This window comes from Nocardiopsis baichengensis YIM 90130, from assembly GCF_000341205.1.
Lineage (GTDB): Bacteria > Actinomycetota > Actinomycetes > Streptosporangiales > Streptosporangiaceae > Nocardiopsis_A > Nocardiopsis_A halophila.
Genome location: NZ_ANAS01000037.1, coordinates 41,941 through 62,692, shown reverse-complemented (window position 1 = coordinate 62,692; position 20,752 = coordinate 41,941). Strand labels below are relative to the sequence as shown.

Here is a 20,752-nt window from a genome sequence, read left to right as displayed (position 1 = left end):
GGCGGGGATGGTCCTCGAACATGCGGACAGGGGCGCGACGGGCGCCCGACCGTGAGAGGAACGGACGTCGTCGATGCCTGAGCGCACACTGATGGTCACCAACGACTTCCCGCCCCGCGAGGGCGGGATCGAGGTGTTCGCCTACGAGATCGCGCGGCGCCTGGCCGGGCCGGACGGCACCGGGGTGACCGTGCTGGCCTCGGGGCGGCGCGGCGGCACGGCGGGGGAGGGCCCCGAGGGGTTCGACCGCCGTCAGCCGTTCGAGGTGGTGCGGGTCGACACCGCGATGCTGCTGCCCACGCCCCGGGTGGCCCGCCGGGCGGCGGAGCTGGCGGCCGAGCGCGGCTGCACCCGGGTGGTGTTCGGCGCGGCGGCGCCGCTGGGGCTCATGGCCGGGCGGCTGCGCCGCGACGGCGGGGTGCGCAGGATCGTGGGGCTCACCCACGGGCACGAGGCGTGGTGGGCGCGGCTGCCGGCGACGCGGCGGCTGCTGCGGCGCATCGGCGAGGGCGTGGACCACCTGACCTACATCGGGGGGTACACCCGGGACGCGATCGCGCCCGCCCTGTCGCCGGCGGCGCGGGAGCGGATGGTGCGGCTGGCGCCGGGCGTGGACACGGGGCTGTTCCGGCCGGGCGGCGACGGCGCAGAGGTCCGGGAGCGGCACGGCCTGGGGGAGGGGCCGGTGGTGCTGAGCGCGTCCCGGCTGGTGCCCCGCAAGGGCGTGGACGCGCTGATCCAGGCGATGCCGTGGGTGCGGGCGCGCATTCCGGACGCGCGGCTGCTGGTGGTCGGCGACGGCCCGGACCGGGAGCGGCTGCGGAGGCTGGCGGCGTGGACGGGCGTGGAGGGCGAGGTGGTCTTCGCCGGCCCGGTGGCGCACGCGTCGATGCCGCCCTACTACGCGGCCGCGGACCTGTTCGCGATGCCGTGCCGGACGCGGAGGCTGGGCCTGGAGGCCGAGGGGCTGGGGATCGTGTTCCTGGAGGCGGCGTCGTGCGGTCTGCCGGTGCTGGCGGGCTCGTCCGGGGGTGCGCCGGAGACCGTGGCCCACGGGACGACCGGGTACGTGGTGGACGGCGGCGACGCCAGGGAGATCGCCGACCGCATCACCCGGGTCCTGACGAGCGGATCGAGGGCGAAGGCGATGGGCGAGGCGGGCAGGAGGCGCGTCGAGCGCGCCTGGACCTGGGACGGCGCAGCCGAACGCTTGGAGAAACTCCTCGAGGAATGAGGGGCGTGGCTCTGGCCGGAGTTGGCCACTTCCCTGTACTTCCCCTCACCACTGCTCACTGTCCGAGAGAGTCGGAAACCTCTTAGGAAGAGCGGGGGCCTGCTCCTTCCTGGGGAACGAATCTCAGGGAACAGTATTGGGTGGGAGGGCGTGGAGGGGAAGCTATGGGTTGCACGACTCTTCATCAGCGACCGGACGGCTCACAAGATCCGGTCACGCCACGGTCTGGACCCGCTTGAGGTTGAAGATGCCGTCGTCTGTCGGCGGGGGCTCGAGTACGTCTGGGACAGTCATCCGACCCGGGGGGTCAGGGCGCTGGTGAAGAGCCGGGTCCGCGAGAAGCGTGTCCTCGTGGTGTTGTACCCCGCGGACACGGGGTGGGCCGATACTTATCATCTCGGAAGCGCCTACCCGATCTGACCTTTGGCAGGTAGGAGGTCTGGGGCATGATGAAGGGCATGGACGGCAACGACTTCTATGAAGAGGACGAACCCCTGGAGGAGGTACTCGACGCCTTCGAACGAGGTGAGAAACATGTGACCGAACCCCCTGCTCTGGGGTTCAACGCCCACCTGTCATTGTGCAACCGGCCGACAGTCGGCGAGACGGGGACCGTGCAGGGCAGCAACGTCGTCGAAGTCTGCTGATGGCGTCACCGATCGAAGTTCAGCTCATCCTGTGTGACGCAGCGGTCTCGGATCCCAACGGCAAGGTTCACATGCTGGGGGCAGGCTGGTCCTTCACCGGAACACCGACCGCCCCGCATGCCGTTGCGGTCCTCCTGGGGATCCCGTGGGATCGGACCAACCAGAAGATCCCGTTCGAGCTGGAGCTGTGCGACGAGGACGGGCAGCCGGTCGTCCTGGCCACAGGTGATGGCACGCAGAACCTTCGGCATGCGGGGAATATGGAGATCGGCCGCCCTCCCGGCGTCGATCCCGGGACGACGCTCGACGCCTCGTTCACGCTGAGCATCCCGCCCCTCCCGCTCACTGCGGGGCGCTACCAGTGGAGACTGAGCATCGGTGGGCAGGTCGAGGTGAAGTCGTTCGCTGCACGGTCCCAAGGGCCGCCCGGCTAGGGAACGCGCGAAAGGGCCGCTCCGTGCATTGGGCGGTCCGTGATGTGTCGACAGGCCTTCCCCCGCTTCCCCTCCCTCGGTGGGGTATGGGCTACAGTGCCGCATGTCACCATGTAGTAGGACGACCAAATATCTCGGCGTCCCCGCGCGACCTGGTTAGGGAACGACATGGCCGTTGAGCGCACGCTGCCCACCCCTGAGGGGGAGGACCTCCTCGGACTCGTCCGCGATCTCGCGGGCAAGGAGATCGCCCCGCGGGCGGCGGAAGGGGAGGAGCGCGCCGAGTTCCCCCGCGACCTGTTCCGGCTGCTCGGGAGCTCCGGGCTGCTCGGGCTGCCCTACCCCTCCGAGTACGGCGGCGGCGACCAGCCCTACGAGGTCTACCTCCAGGTCGTCGAGGAGCTGGCCTCCGCCTGGCTCGCCGTCGGCCTGGGCCTGAGCGTGCACACCCTCTCCTGCTACCCGGTGGCCTCCTCCGGGTCCCCGGAGCTGAAGGACCGCCTTCTGTCCGACATGCTCGGCGGCGGCCTCCTCGGCGCCTACTGCCTCTCCGAGGCGCACTCCGGCTCCGACGCCTCCGCCCTCTCCACCCGCGCCGTGGCCGACCCCTCCGCCCCCGCCGACGGCTACACCGTCGAAGGCGCCAAGTCCTGGATCACCCACGGCGGAGCCGCCGACTTCTACACCCTCTTCGCGCGCACCGGCGGTCCCGGCGCCTCGGGCATCAGCTGCCTGCACGTGCCCGCCGACACCCCCGGCGTGGCCGCCGACGCCCCCGAGCGCAAGATGGGCATGTCCGCCTCGCCCACCGCCGTCGTGCGCTTCGACGGCGTCCGGGTGCCGGCCGACGCCCTGGTGGGGGAGGAGGGCTCCGGCTTCTCCATCGCCCTGTCCGCCCTGGACTCGGGGCGGCTCGGCATCGCCGCCTGCGCGGTGGGCGTGGCCCAGGCCGCGCTGGACGCCGCCGTGGAGTACGCCAAGGAGCGGCGGCAGTTCGGCCGCGCCATCGCCGAGCACCAGGGGATGTCCTTCATGCTCGCCGACATGGCCACCAAGGTGGAGGCCTCCCGCGAGCTGTACCTGGCGGCCGCCCGGCGCCGCGACGCCGGGCGCCCCTTCGGGAACCAGGCCGCCATGGCCAAGCTCTTCGCCACCGATACGGCGATGCAGGTCTCCACCGACGCCGTGCAGGTCTTCGGCGGCTACGGCTACACCCGCGACTTCCCCGTCGAGCGCTACATGCGCGAGGCGAAGGTCCTGCAGATCGTCGAGGGCACCAACCAGATCCAGCGCATGGTGATCGGCCGCTCGCTCACCGGCGACCGCTGAGGTCCGGCGGGGCCTCCGGCCCCCCGGCAGGCGCCCTGCGCCCCCCGTTCCGCGCCCGTGCGTCCGCAACCGGCCACGGGCGCGGAATCCGGTTTGCGCCGAGGGAAACAGATTCGTAACAGGCGTCCCCCGATCACTGTTAAGGCGGGACTTCGCCTGATACCACAATGGCGTGGAGCCGATGTGGTCCACGGCACAGCGTGTCCCGCCCCGAGGAGAACCGGTGAGGAGACCGGCCGTTTCCGAGGAGGAGGCGGTGCGCGCCGTACGACTCGGGTCGGGTGGAGGCGCAACGTGGCCAATGTCCGCTTGGACGGCGTTTACAAGATCTACCCCGACGGCACGCGCGCGGTCGACGACCTGAGCCTGGACATCGCCGAGGGCGAGCTCCTGGTGCTGGTAGGGCCCTCCGGGTGCGGCAAGACCACCGCCCTGCGGATGGTGGCCGGCCTCGAGGAGATCAGCCGCGGCACCGTGGCCATCGGCGAGCGCACCGTCAACCGGGTCCCCGCCCGTGACCGGGACGTGGCCATGGTCTTCCAGAGCTACGCCCTGTACCCGCACCTGAGCGTCCGGGACAACATCGCCTTCGGCCTGCAACTGCGGCGCATGCCCAAGGCCGAGATCGCCGAGCGGGTGGCCAAGGCCGCCGCGACCCTCGGCCTGACCGACCACCTGGACCGCAAGCCCCGCAACCTCTCGGGCGGCCAGCGCCAGCGCGTGGCCATGGGGCGGGCCATCGTGCGCAACCCGCAGGCCTTCCTGATGGACGAACCGCTGTCCAACCTGGACGCCAAGCTGCGGGTGCAGATGCGCGCCGAGATCTCCCGCATCCAGCGCGACCTGGGCGTGACCACCGTCTACGTCACCCACGACCAGGTGGAGGCGATGACCCTGGGCGACCGGGTGGCGGTGATGAAGAAGGGCGTCCTCCAGCAGGTCGCCCCGCCCCAGGAGCTCTACGAGCGGCCGGTGAACCTCTTCGTGGCCGGGTTCATCGGGTCGCCGGCGATGAACCTGCTCCAGGGGCGCCTGGAGGGCGACGGGGACGGTGCCGTCCTGCACCTGGGCGACCAGGCCCTGGGCGTGCCGCACGCGCTGCTGGACGAGCGCCCGGCCCTGCGCGGCTACCTGGGGCGCGACATCGCCGTGGGCATCCGCCCCGAGGACATGGAGGACGCCGACCTGGAGGGCGCGGGCGGCGCGCCCGGCGGCGCGGCGGTGCTGGCCTCCACGGCCGACCTGGTCGAGGCGCTCGGCGCCGAGCTGCTGGTGCACTTCGTGCTCTCGGCGCCGCCGGTGGTCACCGACGACACCCGCGAGCTGGCCCGCGACGCCGGGGCCGACGAGGGGGAGGTGCCCGGCGAGGGCACCCTGATCGCCAAGTTCAGCCCCCGTTCGCGGGTGGCCGAGGGCGCGCCGGTGCGGATCCGGGTGGACACCGGCCGACTGTACTTCTTCGACCCCGAGAGCGGCGCCGGGATCTGGGGGGAGCCCGGGGACGCGGACCCCAGAGAGGTGGGCGATGACTGAGCACAGGTGGAGTGCGCGCTGCGGCGTGGCGCTGGCCGCGGCCGGGGCGCTGGTCGCTGCCGGGTGCGTGCCCGGCGACGGCGGCGGCGCGCCGGGCGGGGGCGACCTGCAGGGCGTGCAGCTGAAGGTCGCCGCCAAGTGGACCGGGGTGGAGCAGGAGAACTTCGTGGAGGTGCTCAGCGCCTTCGAGGAGGAGACCGGCGCCACCGTCGAGTACGAGCCCACGGGCGAGGACACCGGCGCCTACCTGGGGCCCAAGATCGAGGCGGGCGAGCCGCCGGACGTGGCGCTGCTGCCCCAGCCGGGGCTGCTGGAGGAGTACGCCGCCCAGGACGCCCTGGTGCCGCTGTCCGGCGACGCCGCCTCGGCGCTGGAGTCGAACTACACCGACTACTGGCGCGACCTGGGCTCGGTGGACGGCGAACCGTACGGCATCCTGCTCAAGGCGGCCCACAAGTCGATCGTGTGGTACCGCCCCGACGCCTTCGACGCCGCCGGGGTGCAGCCCCCGCAGACCTGGGACGACATGGTCGGCACCACGGCCCCCACCCTCTCCGACGCCGGCGAGACGCCCTTCGCGATGTGCGGGGCCTCGGGCTGGACGCTGACCGACTGGTTCGAGAACGTCTACCTGTCCCAGGCCGGGCCGGAGAACTACGACCGGCTGACCGCGCACGAGATCCCCTGGACCGACGAGTCGGTGGTCCAGGCCCTGGAGACCCTGGGCGAGGTGTGGGGTGAGCCGGACTACATGGCCGGCGGCACCTCCGGGGCCGTGCAGACCGACTTCCCCACCTGCGTCACCCAGGTCTACGGGCAGCAGGAGGCGGCCATGGTCTACGAGGCCGACTTCGTCGCGGCCAGCGCGACCGAGGCCGGGGCGACCGTGGGCGAGGACGCCCGGGCGTTCCCCTTCCCCGCGGTCGGCGAGGCCGCGCCGGTGGTGGTCGGCGGCGACATCGCGGTGGCGATGAGCGAGAACGAGGGCACCCAGGAGCTGCTGGCCTACCTGGCCTCTCCGGAGGCCCAGAGCACCTGGGCCGGCCTGGGCGGCTACCTGTCGGCCAACTCCCAGGTGCAGCCCGACGCCTACGACGACGACTTCACCCGGCAGCTCGCCCAGACCGTCCTGGACGCCGGCGAGGACGTCCGCTACGACATGTCCGACCAGGTGCCCAGTCGGTTCGGGGCCACCGAGGGGCGCGGCATGTGGGCCGCGCTGCAGGACTTCCTGCGCGACCCGGGCGACCCCGAGGCCGCCGCCCAGGAGCTGGAGGACGCCGCGCAAGAGGCGTCCTGACCCCGGCCGGGTCCGGCGGCCCCCGCACCCCGGGGCCGCCGGGCCCGCCTCCCCCGGCACCAGCGACAGCGGAGAGGAGGGCGCGCGGCGCACCGCGAGGGCGCGCCGCGCTGCACCGCGATGGCCGAGACCTCACAGCCGCCGGAGGCGGGAGGCGCCGCACCGGGCGGCCCCGCGGCCGGCGAGGAGCCCGGGCCCCAGGAGCCCGGGCGCGCGGGGGCGTTGGGCCCCCCGGGCTGGCTGGCGCTGGCCTTCCTGCTGCCGGCCCTGCTGTTCCTGGGCGCCTACATGCTCTATCCCATCGGGTTCTCGGTGTACCGGAGCCTGTGGGACGCCTCCGGCACCACGTTCGTGGGACTGGAGAACTACCTGCGGATGTTCACCAACCCGCCCACGTTCGTGGCGCTGCGCAACAACGTGGTGTGGGTGGTGGTGGCGCCGATCGCCGTGACCGTCGCCGGGCTGATCTTCGCGGTGCTGACCGAGCGGATCCGCTGGGCCACCGCGTTCAAGCTCGTGGTGTTCATGCCGATGGCCGTGTCCTTCCTGGCCTCCGGCGTCATCTTCCGCCTGGTCTACGAGCAGGACCCCGAGCGCGGGCTGGCCAACGCGGTGATCACCACCGTGCAGGACACCGTCGCCCCTGCGGGGGCCTACCCCGACGCCCGCCCGCGCGAGGGGGCGGGCCTGGCCGAGGGCCCCGAGGGCGGCTACCGGCTGGAGGCCGAGGCGGCGCCGGGCGAGGGGGTCGCGCTCCCGCTCGTGGGGGTGGCCGCCGACGACCTGCCCGCCTCGGCCGGACCGGCCTCCGGGCCCCCGGACGCGGGGCCGGAGGCGGTCACCGGAACGGTCTGGCTGGACTTCACGCCCGGCGGTGGCGGAGAGGAGGGCGCGATCGACCCGGAGGAGCGGGGCCTGCCCGGCGTCCAGGTGCGCCTGGTCGAGGCCGACGGCTCGACCGCCGCCACCGCGAGGGCCGGCGGCGACGGCTCCTTCGCCTTCGAGGGCGTCGAGCCCGGCGCGTACACGGTGGTCCTGGACGGGCGCAACTTCGCCGAGCCCTACCGGGGCGTGACCTGGCTGGGGCCCACGCTCGTCACCCCGGCGATCATCGGCGCCTACCTGTGGGTGTGGGCGGGCTTCGCCATGGTGCTCATCGCGGCCGGGCTCGCGGCGATCCCCCGCGAGGCCCTGGAGGCGGCGCGGGTGGACGGCGCCACCGAGTGGCAGGTGTTCCGCCGGGTCACGGTGCCGCTGCTCTCGCCGGTGCTGATGGTGGTGTTCGTGACCCTGATGATCTATGTGCTGAAGATCTTCGACCTGGTCTTCGTCATCGCCCCCGGATCGGTGCAGGCCGACGCCAACGTGCTGGCGGTGGAGATGTGGCGGGTCGCCTTCGGCGCCAACGACCAGGGGCTGGGCAGCGCGCTGGCGGTGTTCCTGCTGGTGCTGGTCGTGCCCGCGATGGTGTTCCAGATCCGACGGTTCCGCCGGGAGAACTCATGAGCGACGACGCCGCGGCCACGGCTCCCCCCGACGCGCGTCCGGACCCGCCGCCGGAACCGGACGGGGGCCAGGGCGTGCCCCGCCGCTCGGCGGCCTCGCGGGCGGCGGCCCTGCTGGGGTCGGGCGCGGTGCAGGTGCTGCTGGTGCTCATCGCGCTGTTCTGGCTGGTGCCCACCCTGGGCCTGTTCGTCTCCAGCCTGCGCACCCCGGCCGACAACGCCGCCTCGGGGTGGTGGACCGCGCTGGCCCGGCCGGCCGAGCTCACCCTGGCCAACTACGCGGGCCTGCTGGACAACCCGGTGTTCGTCGGCTCGTTCTGGAACACGGTGCTGATCACCGTGCCCTCGACCCTGCTGATCGTGGTGATCGCCTCCCTGGCCGGCTACGCGCTGGCGTGGATGGAGTTCCCCGGGCGGGACTGGCTCTTCCTGGGCGTGGTGGCGCTGCTGGTGGTGCCCATCCAGGTGGCGCTGGTGCCCATCGCCCAGCTCTACGGCGGGGCGGGCATCTACGGCTCGATCGTGGGCGTGGTGCTGTTCCACGTGGGCTTCGGGCTGCCGTTCGCCATCTTCCTGCTGCGCAACTTCTTCGCGGCGATCCCCCGGGACCTGCTGGAGGCGGCGCGGATGGACGGCGGCAAGGAGCTGACCATCTTCCGCCGGGTGATCCTGCCCCTGGGCGGCCCGGCGATCGCGTCGCTGACGATCTTCCAGTTCCTGTGGGTGTGGAACGACCTGCTGGTGGCGCTGGTGTTCGCCGACGCGGCCAACCAGCCCATGACCAAGGCCCTGCAGGCCGAGATGCGCCAGTTCGGGGCCAACATCGACGTGATCTCCTCGGGCGCCTTCATCTCGATGGTGGTGCCCCTGGTGGTCTTCTTCGCCTTCCAGCGCTACTTCGTCCAGGGGGTGATGGCGGGGGCCGTCAAGTAGCCGCCGGCCCGGAACGCGAAGGGGGCGGGGCGCCGCGCGCCCCCGCCCCTGCTCTCAGGGCCCCGCTCCGGGCCTCAGCGCACCGGGCCTCAGCGGTTGTCCGGGTGGCCGATGGCCAGGCCGCTCTCCTTGTCGAAGAAGTGCAGCTGGGTGACGTCCACCGACAGCGTGATCTGCTGTCCGTGGGTCACCTCGCTGCGCGGGTTGACGCGCGCGGTGAACACCGACTTGTCGCCGGCCAGCGGCAGCCCGCTCCCGGAGCCGGCGTCCTCGCCGTCCCCGGAGAGGTCGGCGGCCAGCGCGGCGGCCTCCTCGTGCTGCACCGGCGGGGCGTCCACGCTGAAGATCACATTGATCTCGGTGCCCAGCTCCTCGGTGACGTCGGCGGTCACGCGCATGCTCGGGCTCTCGCCCGAGGAGAGCGCGGCGTCGTCGAAGTCGGAGGGGCGGATGCCCAGGATGACCTGGCGGCCGAAGTAGTCGCTGAGCCCGTCGCGGGAGGCGACCACGCCGGCGGGGACCTTCAGGGCCTGGTCGGCGAACTTGAGCACCGCCCCGTCGCCGTCGCGCTGCAGCTCGGCCATGACGAAGTTCATCGCCGGCGAGCCGATGAACCCGGCGACGAACAGGTTGACCGGGTGGTTGAACAGGTTCTTGGGGGTGTCGACCTGCTGCAGGCGGCCGTCGCGCAGCACCGCGACCCGGTCGCCCAGGGTCATCGCCTCGACCTGGTCGTGGGTGACGTAGACGGTGGTCACGCCCAGGCGCTCGTGCAGCTGGTTCAGGGAGGCGCGCATCTGCACGCGCAGCTTGGCGTCCAGGTTGGACAGCGGCTCGTCCATGAGGAAGGCCTGCGGCTCGCGGACGATGGCGCGGCCCATGGCCACGCGCTGGCGCTGGCCGCCGGAGAGGGCGGCCGGCTTGCGCTTGAGGTAGGTCTCCAGGCCGAGCATCTCGGCGGCCTCCTGCACCCGGCGCTGGATCTCGGGCTTGGCGACCTTGCGCAGCTTCAGGCCGAAGGCCAGGTTCTGCTCGACCGTCATGTGCGGGTAGAGGGCGTAGTTCTGGAACACCATCGCGATGTCCCGGTCCTTGGGCGGGCGGTCGTTGACCACCTCCTCGCCGATGACCAGGTCGCCGGCGGTGATCTCCTCCAGGCCGGCGATCATCCGCAGGGCGGTGGACTTGCCGCAGCCCGACGGGCCGACCAGCACCATGAACTCGCCGTCGGCGATCTCCAGGTCGAGGTCGTCGACGGCCTTGACGCCGCCCGCGTAGACCTTGTCGACCCCGTCGAGGACGATTTTCGCCATGCTCGGGCTCCCGTGTCCGTGAGTGACCGATCTCGTGATCGATCCGACCTGACGTTTCGATCACATCGAACACGATCGGGCGGTTCCTGTCGATAGCGGGATCGATTTCGATCCGATTTCGGTCGCTGTGAGGGGAGTGGGGGGAGGGGAACGCGTGCGCGGGCGGTCGCGGAGGGGTGGCCGGGGGGCGTCCTGCGGACGAAGTGGCGCCGAATCGTCAGGGTGCGTTAGCCTGTCGGCGGTTATCCCTTTCCGGACACTTCGCGTGCCCGCGCCGGGCCCTTCCGGCGGTCATCGGCCGACACGGGCGGCGGTGGTTGCGGCGGAGGGGCCGGAGTCTGGGTAATCTACTGACCAGTCCAGCACTGGACGGACCGGTCGAGCGGTCCGGCGCGTGCCCCACCGGCCGCCGCACCACGCACCAGGTGCGCTCGGAGGTCGGGTAGGCGCCGGGGTTCCGCGACCGGGCGGGGGGTTGGACCCGGAAAAGGCCCGAACATCCAGTAGACAACGGTCTCCGCGCTCGCCGCCGACGAGACGGATCCGGTCCGAAGGGTGGTTTCGGGCCTTTTCCGCGTCCCCCCATACCCCGCCCCGACGGGGCGGCCGTCCGGGGAGGACGCCCGCCGCATGAGCGGAAGGCGCGGGGAGGCCAGGGGACGGGAGCCGCGGCACCCCGCGCCGGGCGTCCCTCCCCGCCTGCGCCGATCGGGCGCGGGCCCATCTGGTCGCCGGCGGCCGAAACCGCCCGCACCCACCCTCTCTCCGGCCTCCCCGCACACCGCCGCCGCACCGGTCGCCCCACCCAGCACAGGCGGTTTCCGGGCGCCTGTGCCGGGGATCCAGGCCCTCCGGGGGCGGTTCAGGGGTGGTGGTACTGTTGCGCTGTGCCGGGGCCCACAGGGCCCGGCGCGTGCCATCCCCCTCCCCGCAGAGCAGACGTCCCGGCGCCGGCGGCCCATCGGCCCCGCGCCCTCCCCGGCCCGTCGCAGGGCCACGGGGACGCAGGTGGAAAGCGAGCCGCACGTGGTAGCCGAGGGCACCCGCTCCGATGCCGGCGGCGCCGAGGGCACCGGAGCCGCCCCGCGGCCCCGGTCCGGAGGCCGCCCCCGCCGCCCCTCGCGCACGGCCCTGCTGCGCGCCGCGGCCGCCGCCGCGAGCGGCCTGGCCCAGCTGTTCTCGCTGCCGCCCTACGGCCTGTGGTGGCTCGGCCCGATCGCGGTCGCCCTCCTGGGCTGGGCGGTGCTCGGCGTCCGCCTGCGCCGCGCCGCCTGGCTGGGCCTGCTGTCCGGCGCGGTGCTCATGGTCCCGCTCATCCAGTGGCAGGACGTGTTCGGCGTCGACGTGTGGCTGGCCATCTCCGCCGCCGAGACCGCCTACTACGTCCCGATGGCCATGGCCCTGGCCGCCGTCTCCCGGCTGCCCGGGTGGCCCGCGTGGACCGCGGCGGTGTGGGTGCTGCAGGAGGCGGTGCGCGCCCGCTTCCCGCTCGGCGGGTTCCCCTGGGGCAAGCTCGCCTTCGCCCAGCCCGACACCCCCTTCTCCGGTTACGCCGCCCTCGGCTCCTCGCCGCTTGCCTCCTTCGCCGTGGCGCTGTGCGGGACCCTGCTGCTGGCCGGGCTGCTGCGCGCCCTGCGCCCCCGCACCCCGGGGGCCGGAGCGCGCGCCCTGGCCCTGCCGGCCGGGCTGCTGGCCGGGGCGGTGGCGGTGCCGCTGTTCGGCGCCGCGGCCCCGCACATCGGCGCACCGCAGGCCACCGGCACCTCCACCGTCGCCCTGATCCAGGGCAACGTGCCCAACGTCGGCGAGATGGACATCGCCGGGGAGCGCATGCAGGTGCTGCAGAACCACGTCGACACCGTCGAGGAGCTCGCCGACGCCGTGGACGCGGGCGAGGCCGAGCGGCCCGACCTGGTGGTGCTCCCCGAGAACGCCAGCGACCTGGACGCCTACACCGACCCCGAGGCGGCCGAGCTCATCGACCGGGCCGCCCGGCGCATCGACGCGCCCCTGCTCTTCGGCATCTCCCACTACAGCGACGACGGCACCGAGCGGGAGGTCCGCAGCGTGGTGTGGAGCCCGCAGGAGGGGCCCGGCGCGCACTACGCCAAGCGGTACCTGGTGCCCTTCGGCGAGTACATCCCCTACCGCGACTTCTTCACCCGGTTCGTGGAGCGGCTGCGCCGGGTCGGCGCCGACGCCGTGCCCGGGACCGAGCCGGGCGACCTGGAGATCGGCGGCACCACCCTGGCCACGGCCATCTGCTTCGACGTGGCCTTCGACCGCCCGCTGCGCGAGGCGGTGGCCGCGGGCGGCGGGATCATCGCGGTGCCCACCAACAACGCCAACTACAACTTCACCGGCCAGAGCGACCAGCAGCTGGCCATCACCCGGCTGCGCGCCGTCGAGCACGGCCGCCCCGCCGTGGTCGCCGCCACCAGCGGGGTGAGCGCCTTCGTCGCCGCCGACGGGACGCTCACCTACCGTTCGCCCGAGGCGGAACGGGCCTGGCAGGTCGCCGAGCTGCCCGCCATGGAGGGGCTGACCCCCGCCACCCGCCTGGGCGCGCTGCCCGAGGCGGCCCTGTGCGCCCTGGCCCTGGGGGCCCTGGCCGCCGCGGCGGTGGCCGCGCGCCGGGGCCGCACCGCCCGCGCCGCGTCCCCGGCGGAGGGTGAGAAGCGGGTGTGAACCCGCCGCCGCGGGAACGACGGGCCGGCCGCACGCGTTGTCCCCGACGAAGACCGCGACGCCGAGGATGGTGGACATGCCCCTGCTGATCGTGTTGGCGCTGATGGCGCTGCCGTTCGCCGAGATCTGGCTGATGATCGCGGTCGGCGGGCAGATCGGCGTCCCCTGGACCATCGCGCTGCTGTTCGCCTTCACCGCGAGCGGGGTGCTCGTGCTGCGCCGGGCCGGGACCCGCGCCCACCGCCAGTTCGAGGAGACCCTGCGCGCCCAGGCCCAGGCCTACCGGGACGCCGGCGGCGACCCCCAGGCCACGGCCAAGGCCCTGCGCGAGGGGGACTCGGCCCGCTCCCGCGACGGCATGCTGGGCGCGCTCATGCTCATGGTGGGCGGCATCCTGCTGGTCATCCCCGGGTTCATCACGGCCGCTCTGGGCGCCCTGCTGGCGCTGCCCTTCACCCGGCCGCTGCTGCGCTGGGCCTTCTCGGCCTGGGCCGACCGGCGCGCCCGCGCCATGGGGGCGACCGCCGGTCCCGGGTCCTTCGGCCCCTCGGGCCCCTCCGCCCCGTCCGGCTCCTCGAAGGGCCCCTCCGGCCGCCCCGGGAGCGGCAAGGTCATCCAGGGCCGCGTGGTCACCGACCCCGCCGAGAACGGCGGCACCGCGGGCTGAGGCGCTCTCCGGCGCCCCCGCCGTCGTTCCACCGGCCCCGGACGGCCCCGAACCGCTCCGGGAGTGCCCGCCCTACGGGCGAACCAGGCCTTTTCCGGGTGTCCCGGGCGCATGCACTCGTGACTCGGGGGACAATTGAGGCGTGAGCAACGAACCGCGGTGGAACTACCTCATGGACATGGACGGGGTGCTGGTGCGCGAGGAGCACCTCGTCCCCGGCGCCGACGCCTTCGTCGCCGAGCTGTGCGAGAGCGGCATCGGCTTCATGGTGCTGACCAACAACTCGATCTATACGCCTCGGGACCTGAGGGCGCGCCTCAAGCGCACCGGCCTGGACATCCCCGAGGAGTCGATCTGGACCTCCGCGCTGGCCACCGCACGGTTCCTGGACGAACAGCGGCCCGGCGGCTCGGCGTACGTGGTGGGGGAGTCGGGGCTGACCACGGCCCTGCACAACGTCGGCTACGTGCTGACCGACCGCGACCCCGACTACGTGGTGCTGGGCGAGACCCGCACCTACAGCTTCGAGGCGATCACCCGCGCCATCCGGCTGGTGGAGAACGGGGCGCGGTTCATCGCCACCAACCCCGACGAGAAGGGCCCGAGCCAGGAGGGCTCGCTGCCGGCCACCGGCGCGATCGCGGCGCTGATCGAGCGGGTCACGGGGCGCGCGCCCTATTACGTCGGCAAGCCCAACCCGCTGATGATGCGCTCGGCCCTGCGCGCCCTGGGCGCGCACTCCGAGTCCACGCTCATGATCGGCGACCGGATGGACACCGACGTGCGCTCGGGGCTCGAGGCGGGACTGAAGACGGTGCTGGTGCTGTCGGGCATCTCCGGCCGGGACACCGCCGACCTGTTCCCCTACCGGCCCACCAAGGTGATGAACTCGGTGGCCGACCTGGTGGGCATCACCGCCGACCCCTTCGGCATCGGGGTGCCCGCGGCCGAGTGACCCGCGGGCGGCCCCCTGCCGTCCCGGACGCGAAGAGGGCGGCGGCCCGGTCTCCCGGGCCGCCGCCCTCCTGCAGCGGCGCTCCCGCCGCTCGGCGCCTGGCGGCATCCCCTCCTCAGGCGCTCTTGCGCTGCGCCATCGTCTCCATGTGCTCCCGCTCCTCGCGACGGCGGGCACGCAGCAGCTCGAGGCGCTCGGCGAGGACCTCTTCGAGCTCTTCCACGCTGCGGCGCTCCAGGAGCATGTCCCAGTGCGTCCGGGCGGGCTTGGCCTTCTTCTCCGTGGGCTCCTCGCCGTTGACCATCAGGGCGGTCTCGCCGCAGTAACGGCACTCCCAGTTCGAAGGAGTCTCGGCCTCGGTCGCGAAGGTGACGGAGAAGCGATGACCCCGAGGGCAGTCGTAGGTCACCTCCTGGCGCGGTGCCAGGTCGGTGTTGCGGTCGTTCTCGTAGCTCGTCGCCCCGAGCCGCGTGCCGCGAAGTGCTCGCTCGGCCATCGTTTACATGCCTCCAGGCGCTCTAGCGGTCTTCGTGGTTGTAACGCTCCGGTCCGTCTCAAAGATTCCCCGGACGATCGGGGTCCAACCGTGCGATGATAGGGGGTCGGTCCGCGATGCTCGCATCGGGGGCACCTTACCGTCCGTGAGGGCGGTCCGCGCCCGGTCACGGGGCGCGATCGACGGCCCCGGGCTTTTCGCGGAGTTGCCCCGGCGGAAGCACGGCGGAAACACGGCGGTCCTAGTGTCACCGGAGCCCTGCCCGCACTCGCACGAGGTGGTCGCCGTGGACTCCGCCCCCGCCCCCGCAAGCGCGCCCCCTTCCGGCCCCGCGCCCGGTCACGGGACCGGCGCGGGCACGGCCGCCGGCGCCGGAGCGCCGACCCGCCGGTGGGAGGAGCTGCGGGCCCGGTCGGGGGAGGTCGTCGCGGTGGAGGCGGCGCCCGGCGTCCCCGGCTGGCTGGTCCTGGGCTACCGTGCCGCTCTGGACGTCCTGCGCGACCGCGACCGCTTCGCCGCGGAACCGCCCGAAGGGGCGTGGCGGGCGCGCGGCCCCTGGTCGGGTGCGGTGCCGGCGGACGGGGCCGGCCACCGGCGGGTGCGCTCGGCCCTGCTGGCCGGGGCGGCCGCGATGACCCCGGACCGCACGACCGGCGAGGTGCGCCGGGCCGCGGGTCTCCTGCTGGACGCCCTCGCCCCGCGGGGCGAGGGGGACCTGGTCGCCGACTACGCCGCCCCGCTGCCGTCGATGGCGCTCAACGGGCTGTTCGGACTGGGCCCCGACCACGGGCGGCTGCTGGCCGCCGCCGGCCCCGGCGAGGCCGCCGCCTACTTCGACGGGCTCGTGCGCCGGCGCCGGCGCACGCCCGGGGACGACACGGCCTCGGCGCTGCTCGCCCACACCGGGGAGGACGGGCCGCTGACCGACGCCGAGGCGGCGCGCGCCCTGGAGGGGCTGTGGCGGGCCGGGGCGCGTCCGACGGCGGCCCTGGTGGCCGGCGCGGTGTCGGTGCTCCTGCGGGACCCGCCGGGCGGCACCGTCCCCCCGGCGCACGAGCTGCTGGAGCGGGTGCTGTGGTCGGACCCGCCGGCCGACGTGGTGGCGGGCCGCTACTGCACCCGGGACGTGCGCTTCGGCGGCGCCGTCATGCGCCGCGGACAGCCGGTGATGGTGGCGCTGGCCGCGGCCCACGGGGACCCGTCCGTGGCCGGGGCGGGGCGCGCGTTCGGGGACCGCTCGCACCTGGCCTGGGGCGCGGGCGAGCACCGGTGCCCCTTCCGCGGGCAGGCTGCGGAGATGGCGGCGGCGGGGGTGCAGGCGCTGCTGGACCGGTTGCCGCGGATGCGCCCGGACGGACCCGAGGAGCGCCCGGCCGGGGGCGGGGCCGGCGGCCCCGGCCGGCTCCCGGTGGTCTTCCCGGCCGAGGAGCCGTCCGGGACCGGCCCGGCTCCGGGCGGGAGCGGGCGCGAGGGCGGCGGAGGCCTGCGCAGGATCCTGCGCAAGGCGCGCAGCCGCCCCCGGCCCCAGGGGGCCAGGTACGGCCCGCCGTCGGCGCCCGCGGACGGCGGAGGGCACGAGCCGGCGCCCCGGGAGGCCCCGGTGCGCGCGGCACGTCCCCTGGCGGCCCCGGGGCGGGCCGGGGCCCGCTACCTTGCCCCGATGGCCCCGCCCCCCGCACCGGAGCCCGACGACCTGGACCGCCTCCTGGATCGGTGGAAGGAGCGGTGAGCCCCGGCAGGGACGCCGCAGACGCCGTACCGGCCCGCCCGGTCGCCGTACAATGGCCCCTTCCCGCGGGAACGGGGCGCATCCCCGCCGGAGCGGCGCCGCCGGCGGCGCGGCCCCGGTCCACGGGACGGCCGGAGCCCGCGAAGAACGCCCGGGGCTCCGCTCAGGAGACCGGTTCCAGGATCACCACCGGGATGTCGCGGTCGGTCTTGGTCCGGTACTGGTCGTAGTCGGGCCAGGTCGCCGCCATCACCGGCCACAGGCGCTGCTTCTCCCCGGCGTCGGCCGTCCGGGCGCGCGCGGTGAAGCGGTCACCGCGCACCTGCACCCCGGCCTCGGGGTCGGCCTGGAGGTTCTTGTACCACTGCGGGTGGTCCGGGGCGCCGCCGTTGGAGGCGACGACCACATAGGAGTCCCCGTCGGTCCGGTAGATCAGCGGCGTGCTGCGCGGCCGCCCGGACGAGCGCCCGGTGGTGGTGAGGATGAGGACCGTGGTCCCGTTCCAGTCGTGCCCCTCGGCGCCGTCGGTCTCCCGGTACCGCTCCACGTGCTCCTTGCCGAACAGCATCTGCTCCCCCTCGTGTCGTGGTCGGACGGCGGGCGCCCGGCGTGCACGGCCCCTGCCGGCGGCCCGGGGCCCACCGCTGCCGTCTGGCACTCCAGTTACCCTCCCCGCCCCGGGCGGAATCCCGCGTGCGGCGGCCGCGTGGCGCCGGGCGCCGCCGGGCCCGGGCCCTGTACACCGGTGCCGGTCCGGCCGATCATGGCCCGGAGCCGTCCGAGGGGTGAGTGACGGGAACGGGCCGCCCGCCGCGCCCCGCTCCACAGGGAGGGAAGGGGAGGGACGATGCCCACCTCACGTCGCCGGCGGCGCCCGGCGGCCGCGGCCGCCGCGGGGGCGGCCTGCCTGCTCCTCGGCTCGTGCGCGGTGCTGTCCACGAGCGTGCGCGAGGACGACACGCCCGACTCCGCCTCCACCTCCGTCACCGGAGAGCCCGTCACCCTCAGGCTCGCCTACGCCGACGACCCGCCCACGAAGGCGCTGGTGGACGGGTTCACCCGGCGCCACCCGAACGTGACGGTCGAGCTGGAGCGGACGCAGTTCCGCGACTACGTCACGACCGTCAAGCTCTCCATGTCCTCCGACGACCCGCCCGACATCGCCCAGTACAACCCGGGCGCCATGGGGTCGCTGATCCCGGCCGGGCTCATCATGAACCTGGACCTGCACGCCGAGGCCTACGGGTGGCAGGAGGAGTTCCCCTCCAGCGCCCTGGAGCCCCTGCGCACCGACGAGGACGCCGGAGAGTACGGCAGCGGCAGCCTGTACGCCGTCCCGGGGTCGCTGTCGGTGCTGGGGGTCTTCTTCAACACCGAGCTGCTGGAGGAGGCGGGCGTCGACGGTCCCCCGGCGACCCTGGAGGAGTTCGAGCAGGACCTGGAGCGGGTGGAGGACACCGGGACGACGCCGCTGGGCTCCGGGGCCCTGGAGGTCGGCGGCTTCCAACTGTGGAACGCGCTGCTCAACGTCATGGGCGACCAGCAGGACTACCGCGACTGGGTCTACGGCTCGCCCGGCGCCACCATCGAGACCGCGGCCGCCGAGCGGGCCGCGCGCACCCTGACCCGGTGGGAGCGCGCGGGCTACCTGTCCGAGGGCGCCAACGCCGCCTCCGACATGGACGCCCAGGCCGACTTCGCCGCGGGCGGGAGCGCCTACCTGGTGACGGGCAACTGGGCGGCCGCCGCGCTGTCCGAGGAGATGGGCGAAGACGTCGGCTTCTTCCTCCTGCCCGGGCCCACGGGCCGGGAGCCGCCGGTGGCCTCGGGCTCCAGCGTGTCCTACGCCGTCTCCTCCCGGACCGGGCACCCCGACGTCGCCGCGGCCTTCCTCGACTACCTGGGCACGCACGAGGCGGCGCGGATCCAGGCCCGGAGCGGGTTCATGCCGGTCGACCCGGCGGCGGCCGGGGCGGGGGAGGGGGTGATGGGCCAGATCAACGCCGGCTTCGCCGAGGTCATCGAGGCGGAAGGGCTGGTGCCCTTCCCCGACTACGCCACCCCCGGGATGATCGACCGGCTCACCCCCGGGGTCCAGGGGCTGGTGGCCGGGGTGCGGAGCGAGGAGGAGTTCCTCACCTCCCTCCAGGAGGAATGGGAGGACGAGCATGAGTGAGGGCGCCCCGGCGGCCCCGCGCCCCCGCCCCGCGCGCCGCCCCGAGCGCGGCCCCCGGGCCGGGAGCTCGCGCCCGGGCCGGGTGGGGACGGGCGCCTGGCCCTACCTGCTGCCGGCGGTGCTGGTCTACGCGGGCTTCGCCGTCTACCCGGCCGTCAGCACCCTGCAGTTCTCGTTCCTGGACTGGGACGGGGTGGCGCCGCCGGCCTGGGCCGGTGTCGACAACTTCCTGCGGGTGGTGACCGAGCCGCTGCTGGGCCGGGCGATCCTCAACGCGCTGCTGCTCATCGTCTTCTTCAGCGTCCTGCCGATCGCCCTGGGGCTGGTGATGACGGCCCTGATCGCCGGCAGGGCGCGCCGCGGGGCCGCCTTCTACCGGGTGGTGTTCTTCCTGCCGCAGGTCCTGCCGCTGGTGGCCGTGGGCACCACCTGGCGCTGGATGTACAGCGAGGACGGGATGGTCAACCGGTTCCTGGGGGCGGTCGGGCTCGGGGACCATGCGCGGGCCTGGCTGGGCGACGAGAACACCGCGCTCGCGGCCCTGGGGCTGATCGGCACCTGGTGCATGAGCGGCCTGTGCATGGTGCTGTTCATCAGCGGGGCGCAGAAGGTCGACGCGGCCCTGCACGAGGCCGCCGCCATCGACGGGGCGGGGCCGGCCCGCCGCTTCCTCAGCGTCACCCTCCCCGGGCTGCGCAAGGAGATCGGCATCGCCGGGGTCATCACCACCATCGCCGCCCTGGCCGGCTTCGACCTGGTGTTCGTCACCACCGACGGCGGCCCCGCCGGGGCGACCAACGTTCCGGCGCTTCTGGTGTACCGGCTGGCCTTCAACGAGGGCGACATCGGCGCCGCCAGTGCGCTGGCGGTCGTCCTGACCGTGCTCGTCGCGGTGTTCGTCGGCGCGATCCGCCTGCTGACCCGGGAGAACGCATGAGCGGGGCAGGCCCCATGGGGCAGAGCGCTCTGGGCACGGCCCTGCGCTACGGACTGCTCAACCTCCTGGCCGTGCTCGTGCTCCTGCCCTTCGCCGGCATCGTCCTGGCGGCCCTGCACCCGGCCGGGGCCCAGGTCGCCGGGGCCGCCCTGCCCGACCGGTGGTCCTGGGAGAACTTCGCCCTGGCCTGGGAGGCCGGCGGCTTCGGGGACCTGATGCGCTCGGGGCTGATCATCAGCGGGGCGGTGGTCCCGCTGACCGTCCTGCCGGCCACGATGGCCGGGTTCGCGCTGGGGGTGCTGAAGGTGCGCGGCGGCCGGGCCCTGTCCCTGGGGTTCGTGCTGGGCCTCACCGTCCCGGTCGAGCTGCTGGTCATCGCCCTGTACTACAACCTGCGCGAGGTCGGCCTGACCGACTCCTACACCGGCGTGGTCATGGCCGAGGCCGCCCTGTTCCTACCGTTCGGCGTCTACTGGATGCAGTCGCACTTCTCGGGGGTTCCCCGGGAGCTCGTGGAGTCCGCCCGCATGGACGGGGCCGGCAACGCGACCGTGCTCTGGCGGGTGCTGATGCCGCTCTCCGGGCCCGCCGTGACCACCCTGGCGGTGCTGGTGTTCATGTGGTCGTGGAACCAGTTCCTGCTGGTGCTGGTGATGATGCAGGCCCCGTCGATGCGCACCCCGCCGACCGGCCTGGGGCTGTTCGTGGGGCGCTACGGAACCGACGTGCCCCTGCTGGCCGCGGCGAGCCTCATCGTCATCGCCCCCATCGTCGTGGTCTACCTGGTCTTCCAGCGCAGCTTCGTCGAAGGGGTCACCCGGGGCGCGGTCAAGGGGTGAGCGGGTGCGGCCGCGGGGCGCGCCCCGCGGCCGCACC

General features: G+C 74.0%; 19 protein-coding genes. 16 read left to right on the top strand and 3 right to left on the bottom strand.

Annotated elements, in window-relative coordinates:
* Positions 1–73: 73 nt before the first annotated feature.
* The 9 genes from C892_RS0124995 (at position 74) to C892_RS0124955 (ending at position 8,915) form a co-directional block, all read left to right on the top strand.
* Positions 74–1,234: a glycosyltransferase family 4 protein gene (locus C892_RS0124995; protein ID WP_017559445.1), complete on the top strand. Its 1,161-nt coding sequence runs from the start codon at positions 74–76 to the stop codon at positions 1,232–1,234.
* A 150-nt stretch (positions 1,235–1,384) separates the two neighbouring features.
* Complete coding sequence (locus tag C892_RS0124990) at positions 1,385–1,654, top strand: hypothetical protein (RefSeq protein ID WP_017559444.1); 270 nt, start codon at positions 1,385–1,387, stop codon at positions 1,652–1,654.
* A gap of 38 nt (positions 1,655–1,692) precedes the next feature.
* A complete protein-coding gene (locus tag C892_RS0124985; protein WP_239647524.1) occupies positions 1,693–1,881 on the top strand; it encodes a hypothetical protein in 189 nt (62 codons plus the stop codon).
* Entirely contained in the window at positions 1,881–2,315 is a 435-nt protein-coding gene (locus tag C892_RS29570) for a DUF6941 family protein (protein WP_017559442.1), read from the top strand. Before C892_RS0124985 ends, C892_RS29570 begins: the two co-directional genes overlap by 1 nt.
* A 168-nt stretch (positions 2,316–2,483) precedes the next feature.
* Entirely contained in the window at positions 2,484–3,644 is a 1,161-nt protein-coding gene (locus C892_RS0124975; RefSeq protein ID WP_017559441.1) for an acyl-CoA dehydrogenase family protein, read from the top strand.
* Positions 3,645–3,938: 294 nt separating this feature from the next.
* Entirely contained in the window at positions 3,939–5,177 is a 1,239-nt protein-coding gene (locus tag C892_RS0124970; RefSeq protein ID WP_017559440.1) for an ABC transporter ATP-binding protein, read from the top strand.
* Entirely contained in the window at positions 5,170–6,477 is a 1,308-nt protein-coding gene (locus C892_RS0124965) for an ABC transporter substrate-binding protein (protein ID WP_193374807.1), read from the top strand. The genes C892_RS0124970 and C892_RS0124965 overlap by 8 nt, the downstream gene beginning before the upstream one ends.
* Before the next feature lie 120 nt (positions 6,478–6,597).
* Positions 6,598–7,983, top strand: a complete 1,386-nt coding sequence (locus C892_RS0124960; RefSeq protein WP_017559438.1) for an ABC transporter permease — start codon at positions 6,598–6,600, stop codon at positions 7,981–7,983.
* Entirely contained in the window at positions 7,980–8,915 is a 936-nt protein-coding gene (locus C892_RS0124955) for a carbohydrate ABC transporter permease (RefSeq protein WP_017559437.1), read from the top strand. The genes C892_RS0124960 and C892_RS0124955 overlap by 4 nt, the downstream gene beginning before the upstream one ends.
* Before the next feature lie 89 nt (positions 8,916–9,004).
* On the opposite strand, the gene C892_RS0124950 is transcribed toward C892_RS0124955, so the two are convergent.
* The gene (locus C892_RS0124950) at positions 9,005–10,228 is read right to left on the bottom strand and encodes an ABC transporter ATP-binding protein (RefSeq protein WP_017539112.1); all 1,224 of its coding nucleotides are present in this window, start codon (positions 10,226–10,228) and stop codon (positions 9,005–9,007) included.
* A 1,026-nt stretch (positions 10,229–11,254) separates the two neighbouring features.
* Between C892_RS0124950 and lnt the strand changes: the two genes are divergently transcribed.
* The 3 genes from lnt to C892_RS0124935 all read left to right on the top strand — a co-directional run bounded on the left by lnt (position 11,255) and on the right by C892_RS0124935 (position 14,538).
* Positions 11,255–12,916: an apolipoprotein N-acyltransferase gene (lnt, locus tag C892_RS0124945; RefSeq protein ID WP_017559436.1), complete on the top strand. Its 1,662-nt coding sequence runs from the start codon at positions 11,255–11,257 to the stop codon at positions 12,914–12,916.
* Positions 12,917–12,992: 76 nt separating this feature from the next.
* Positions 12,993–13,583, top strand: a complete 591-nt coding sequence (locus C892_RS0124940) for an FxsA family protein (RefSeq protein ID WP_026124621.1) — start codon at positions 12,993–12,995, stop codon at positions 13,581–13,583.
* A gap of 172 nt (positions 13,584–13,755) precedes the next feature.
* Entirely contained in the window at positions 13,756–14,538 is a 783-nt protein-coding gene (locus C892_RS0124935) for an HAD-IIA family hydrolase (RefSeq protein WP_017559434.1), read from the top strand.
* A 115-nt stretch (positions 14,539–14,653) separates the two neighbouring features.
* Here C892_RS0124935 and C892_RS0124930 read toward each other — a convergent pair whose 3' ends face one another.
* Positions 14,654–15,034, bottom strand: coding sequence for an RNA polymerase-binding protein RbpA (locus tag C892_RS0124930; protein WP_017539108.1), 381 nt, complete (start codon positions 15,032–15,034; stop codon positions 14,654–14,656).
* A 286-nt stretch (positions 15,035–15,320) separates the two neighbouring features.
* Between C892_RS0124930 and C892_RS0124925 the strand changes: the two genes are divergently transcribed.
* On the top strand, positions 15,321–16,763 hold the full coding sequence (locus C892_RS0124925) for a cytochrome P450 family protein (protein WP_239647523.1): 1,443 nt from the start codon (positions 15,321–15,323) through the stop codon (positions 16,761–16,763).
* A 163-nt stretch (positions 16,764–16,926) separates the two neighbouring features.
* Here C892_RS0124925 and C892_RS0124920 read toward each other — a convergent pair whose 3' ends face one another.
* Complete coding sequence (locus tag C892_RS0124920; RefSeq protein ID WP_017539106.1) at positions 16,927–17,331, bottom strand: nitroreductase family deazaflavin-dependent oxidoreductase; 405 nt, start codon at positions 17,329–17,331, stop codon at positions 16,927–16,929.
* Positions 17,332–17,610: 279 nt separating this feature from the next.
* Here C892_RS0124920 and C892_RS0124915 point away from each other — a divergent pair, with 279 nt between their 5' ends.
* From C892_RS0124915 to C892_RS0124905, 3 genes are read left to right on the top strand one after another with little or no spacing between them, the layout of a single operon-like run.
* Complete coding sequence (locus C892_RS0124915) at positions 17,611–18,939, top strand: ABC transporter substrate-binding protein (RefSeq protein WP_017559432.1); 1,329 nt, start codon at positions 17,611–17,613, stop codon at positions 18,937–18,939.
* Complete coding sequence (locus C892_RS0124910) at positions 18,932–19,876, top strand: carbohydrate ABC transporter permease (RefSeq protein WP_017559431.1); 945 nt, start codon at positions 18,932–18,934, stop codon at positions 19,874–19,876. The genes C892_RS0124915 and C892_RS0124910 overlap by 8 nt, the downstream gene beginning before the upstream one ends.
* A gap of 14 nt (positions 19,877–19,890) precedes the next feature.
* Positions 19,891–20,715, top strand: a complete 825-nt coding sequence (locus C892_RS0124905; protein WP_017559430.1) for a carbohydrate ABC transporter permease — start codon at positions 19,891–19,893, stop codon at positions 20,713–20,715.
* Positions 20,716–20,752: the final 37 nt, after the last annotated feature.

What these genes read in the sequence shown, in the direction of transcription:
- C892_RS0124995 (WP_017559445.1), top strand. Translation starts at nt 74, where the DNA reads ATGCCTGAGCGCACACTGATGGTCACCAACGACTTCCCGCCCCGCGAG.
- C892_RS0124985 (WP_239647524.1), top strand. Translation starts at nt 1,693, where the DNA reads ATGGACGGCAACGACTTCTATGAAGAGGACGAACCCCTGGAGGAGGTA.
- C892_RS29570 (WP_017559442.1), top strand. Translation starts at nt 1,881, where the DNA reads ATGGCGTCACCGATCGAAGTTCAGCTCATCCTGTGTGACGCAGCGGTC.
- C892_RS0124975 (WP_017559441.1), top strand. Translation starts at nt 2,484, where the DNA reads ATGGCCGTTGAGCGCACGCTGCCCACCCCTGAGGGGGAGGACCTCCTC.
- C892_RS0124965 (WP_193374807.1), top strand. Translation starts at nt 5,170, where the DNA reads ATGACTGAGCACAGGTGGAGTGCGCGCTGCGGCGTGGCGCTGGCCGCG.
- C892_RS0124960 (WP_017559438.1), top strand. Translation starts at nt 6,598, where the DNA reads ATGGCCGAGACCTCACAGCCGCCGGAGGCGGGAGGCGCCGCACCGGGC.
- C892_RS0124955 (WP_017559437.1), top strand. Translation starts at nt 7,980, where the DNA reads ATGAGCGACGACGCCGCGGCCACGGCTCCCCCCGACGCGCGTCCGGAC.
- C892_RS0124950 (WP_017539112.1), bottom strand. Translation starts at nt 10,228, where the DNA reads ATGGCGAAAATCGTCCTCGACGGGGTCGACAAGGTCTACGCGGGCGGC.
- C892_RS0124940 (WP_026124621.1), top strand. Translation starts at nt 12,993, where the DNA reads ATGCCCCTGCTGATCGTGTTGGCGCTGATGGCGCTGCCGTTCGCCGAG.
- C892_RS0124935 (WP_017559434.1), top strand. Translation starts at nt 13,756, where the DNA reads ATGGACATGGACGGGGTGCTGGTGCGCGAGGAGCACCTCGTCCCCGGC.
- C892_RS0124930 (WP_017539108.1), bottom strand. Translation starts at nt 15,034, where the DNA reads ATGGCCGAGCGAGCACTTCGCGGCACGCGGCTCGGGGCGACGAGCTAC.
- C892_RS0124920 (WP_017539106.1), bottom strand. Translation starts at nt 17,331, where the DNA reads ATGCTGTTCGGCAAGGAGCACGTGGAGCGGTACCGGGAGACCGACGGC.
- C892_RS0124915 (WP_017559432.1), top strand. Translation starts at nt 17,611, where the DNA reads ATGCCCACCTCACGTCGCCGGCGGCGCCCGGCGGCCGCGGCCGCCGCG.
- C892_RS0124910 (WP_017559431.1), top strand. Translation starts at nt 18,932, where the DNA reads ATGAGTGAGGGCGCCCCGGCGGCCCCGCGCCCCCGCCCCGCGCGCCGC.
- C892_RS0124905 (WP_017559430.1), top strand. Translation starts at nt 19,891, where the DNA reads ATGGGGCAGAGCGCTCTGGGCACGGCCCTGCGCTACGGACTGCTCAAC.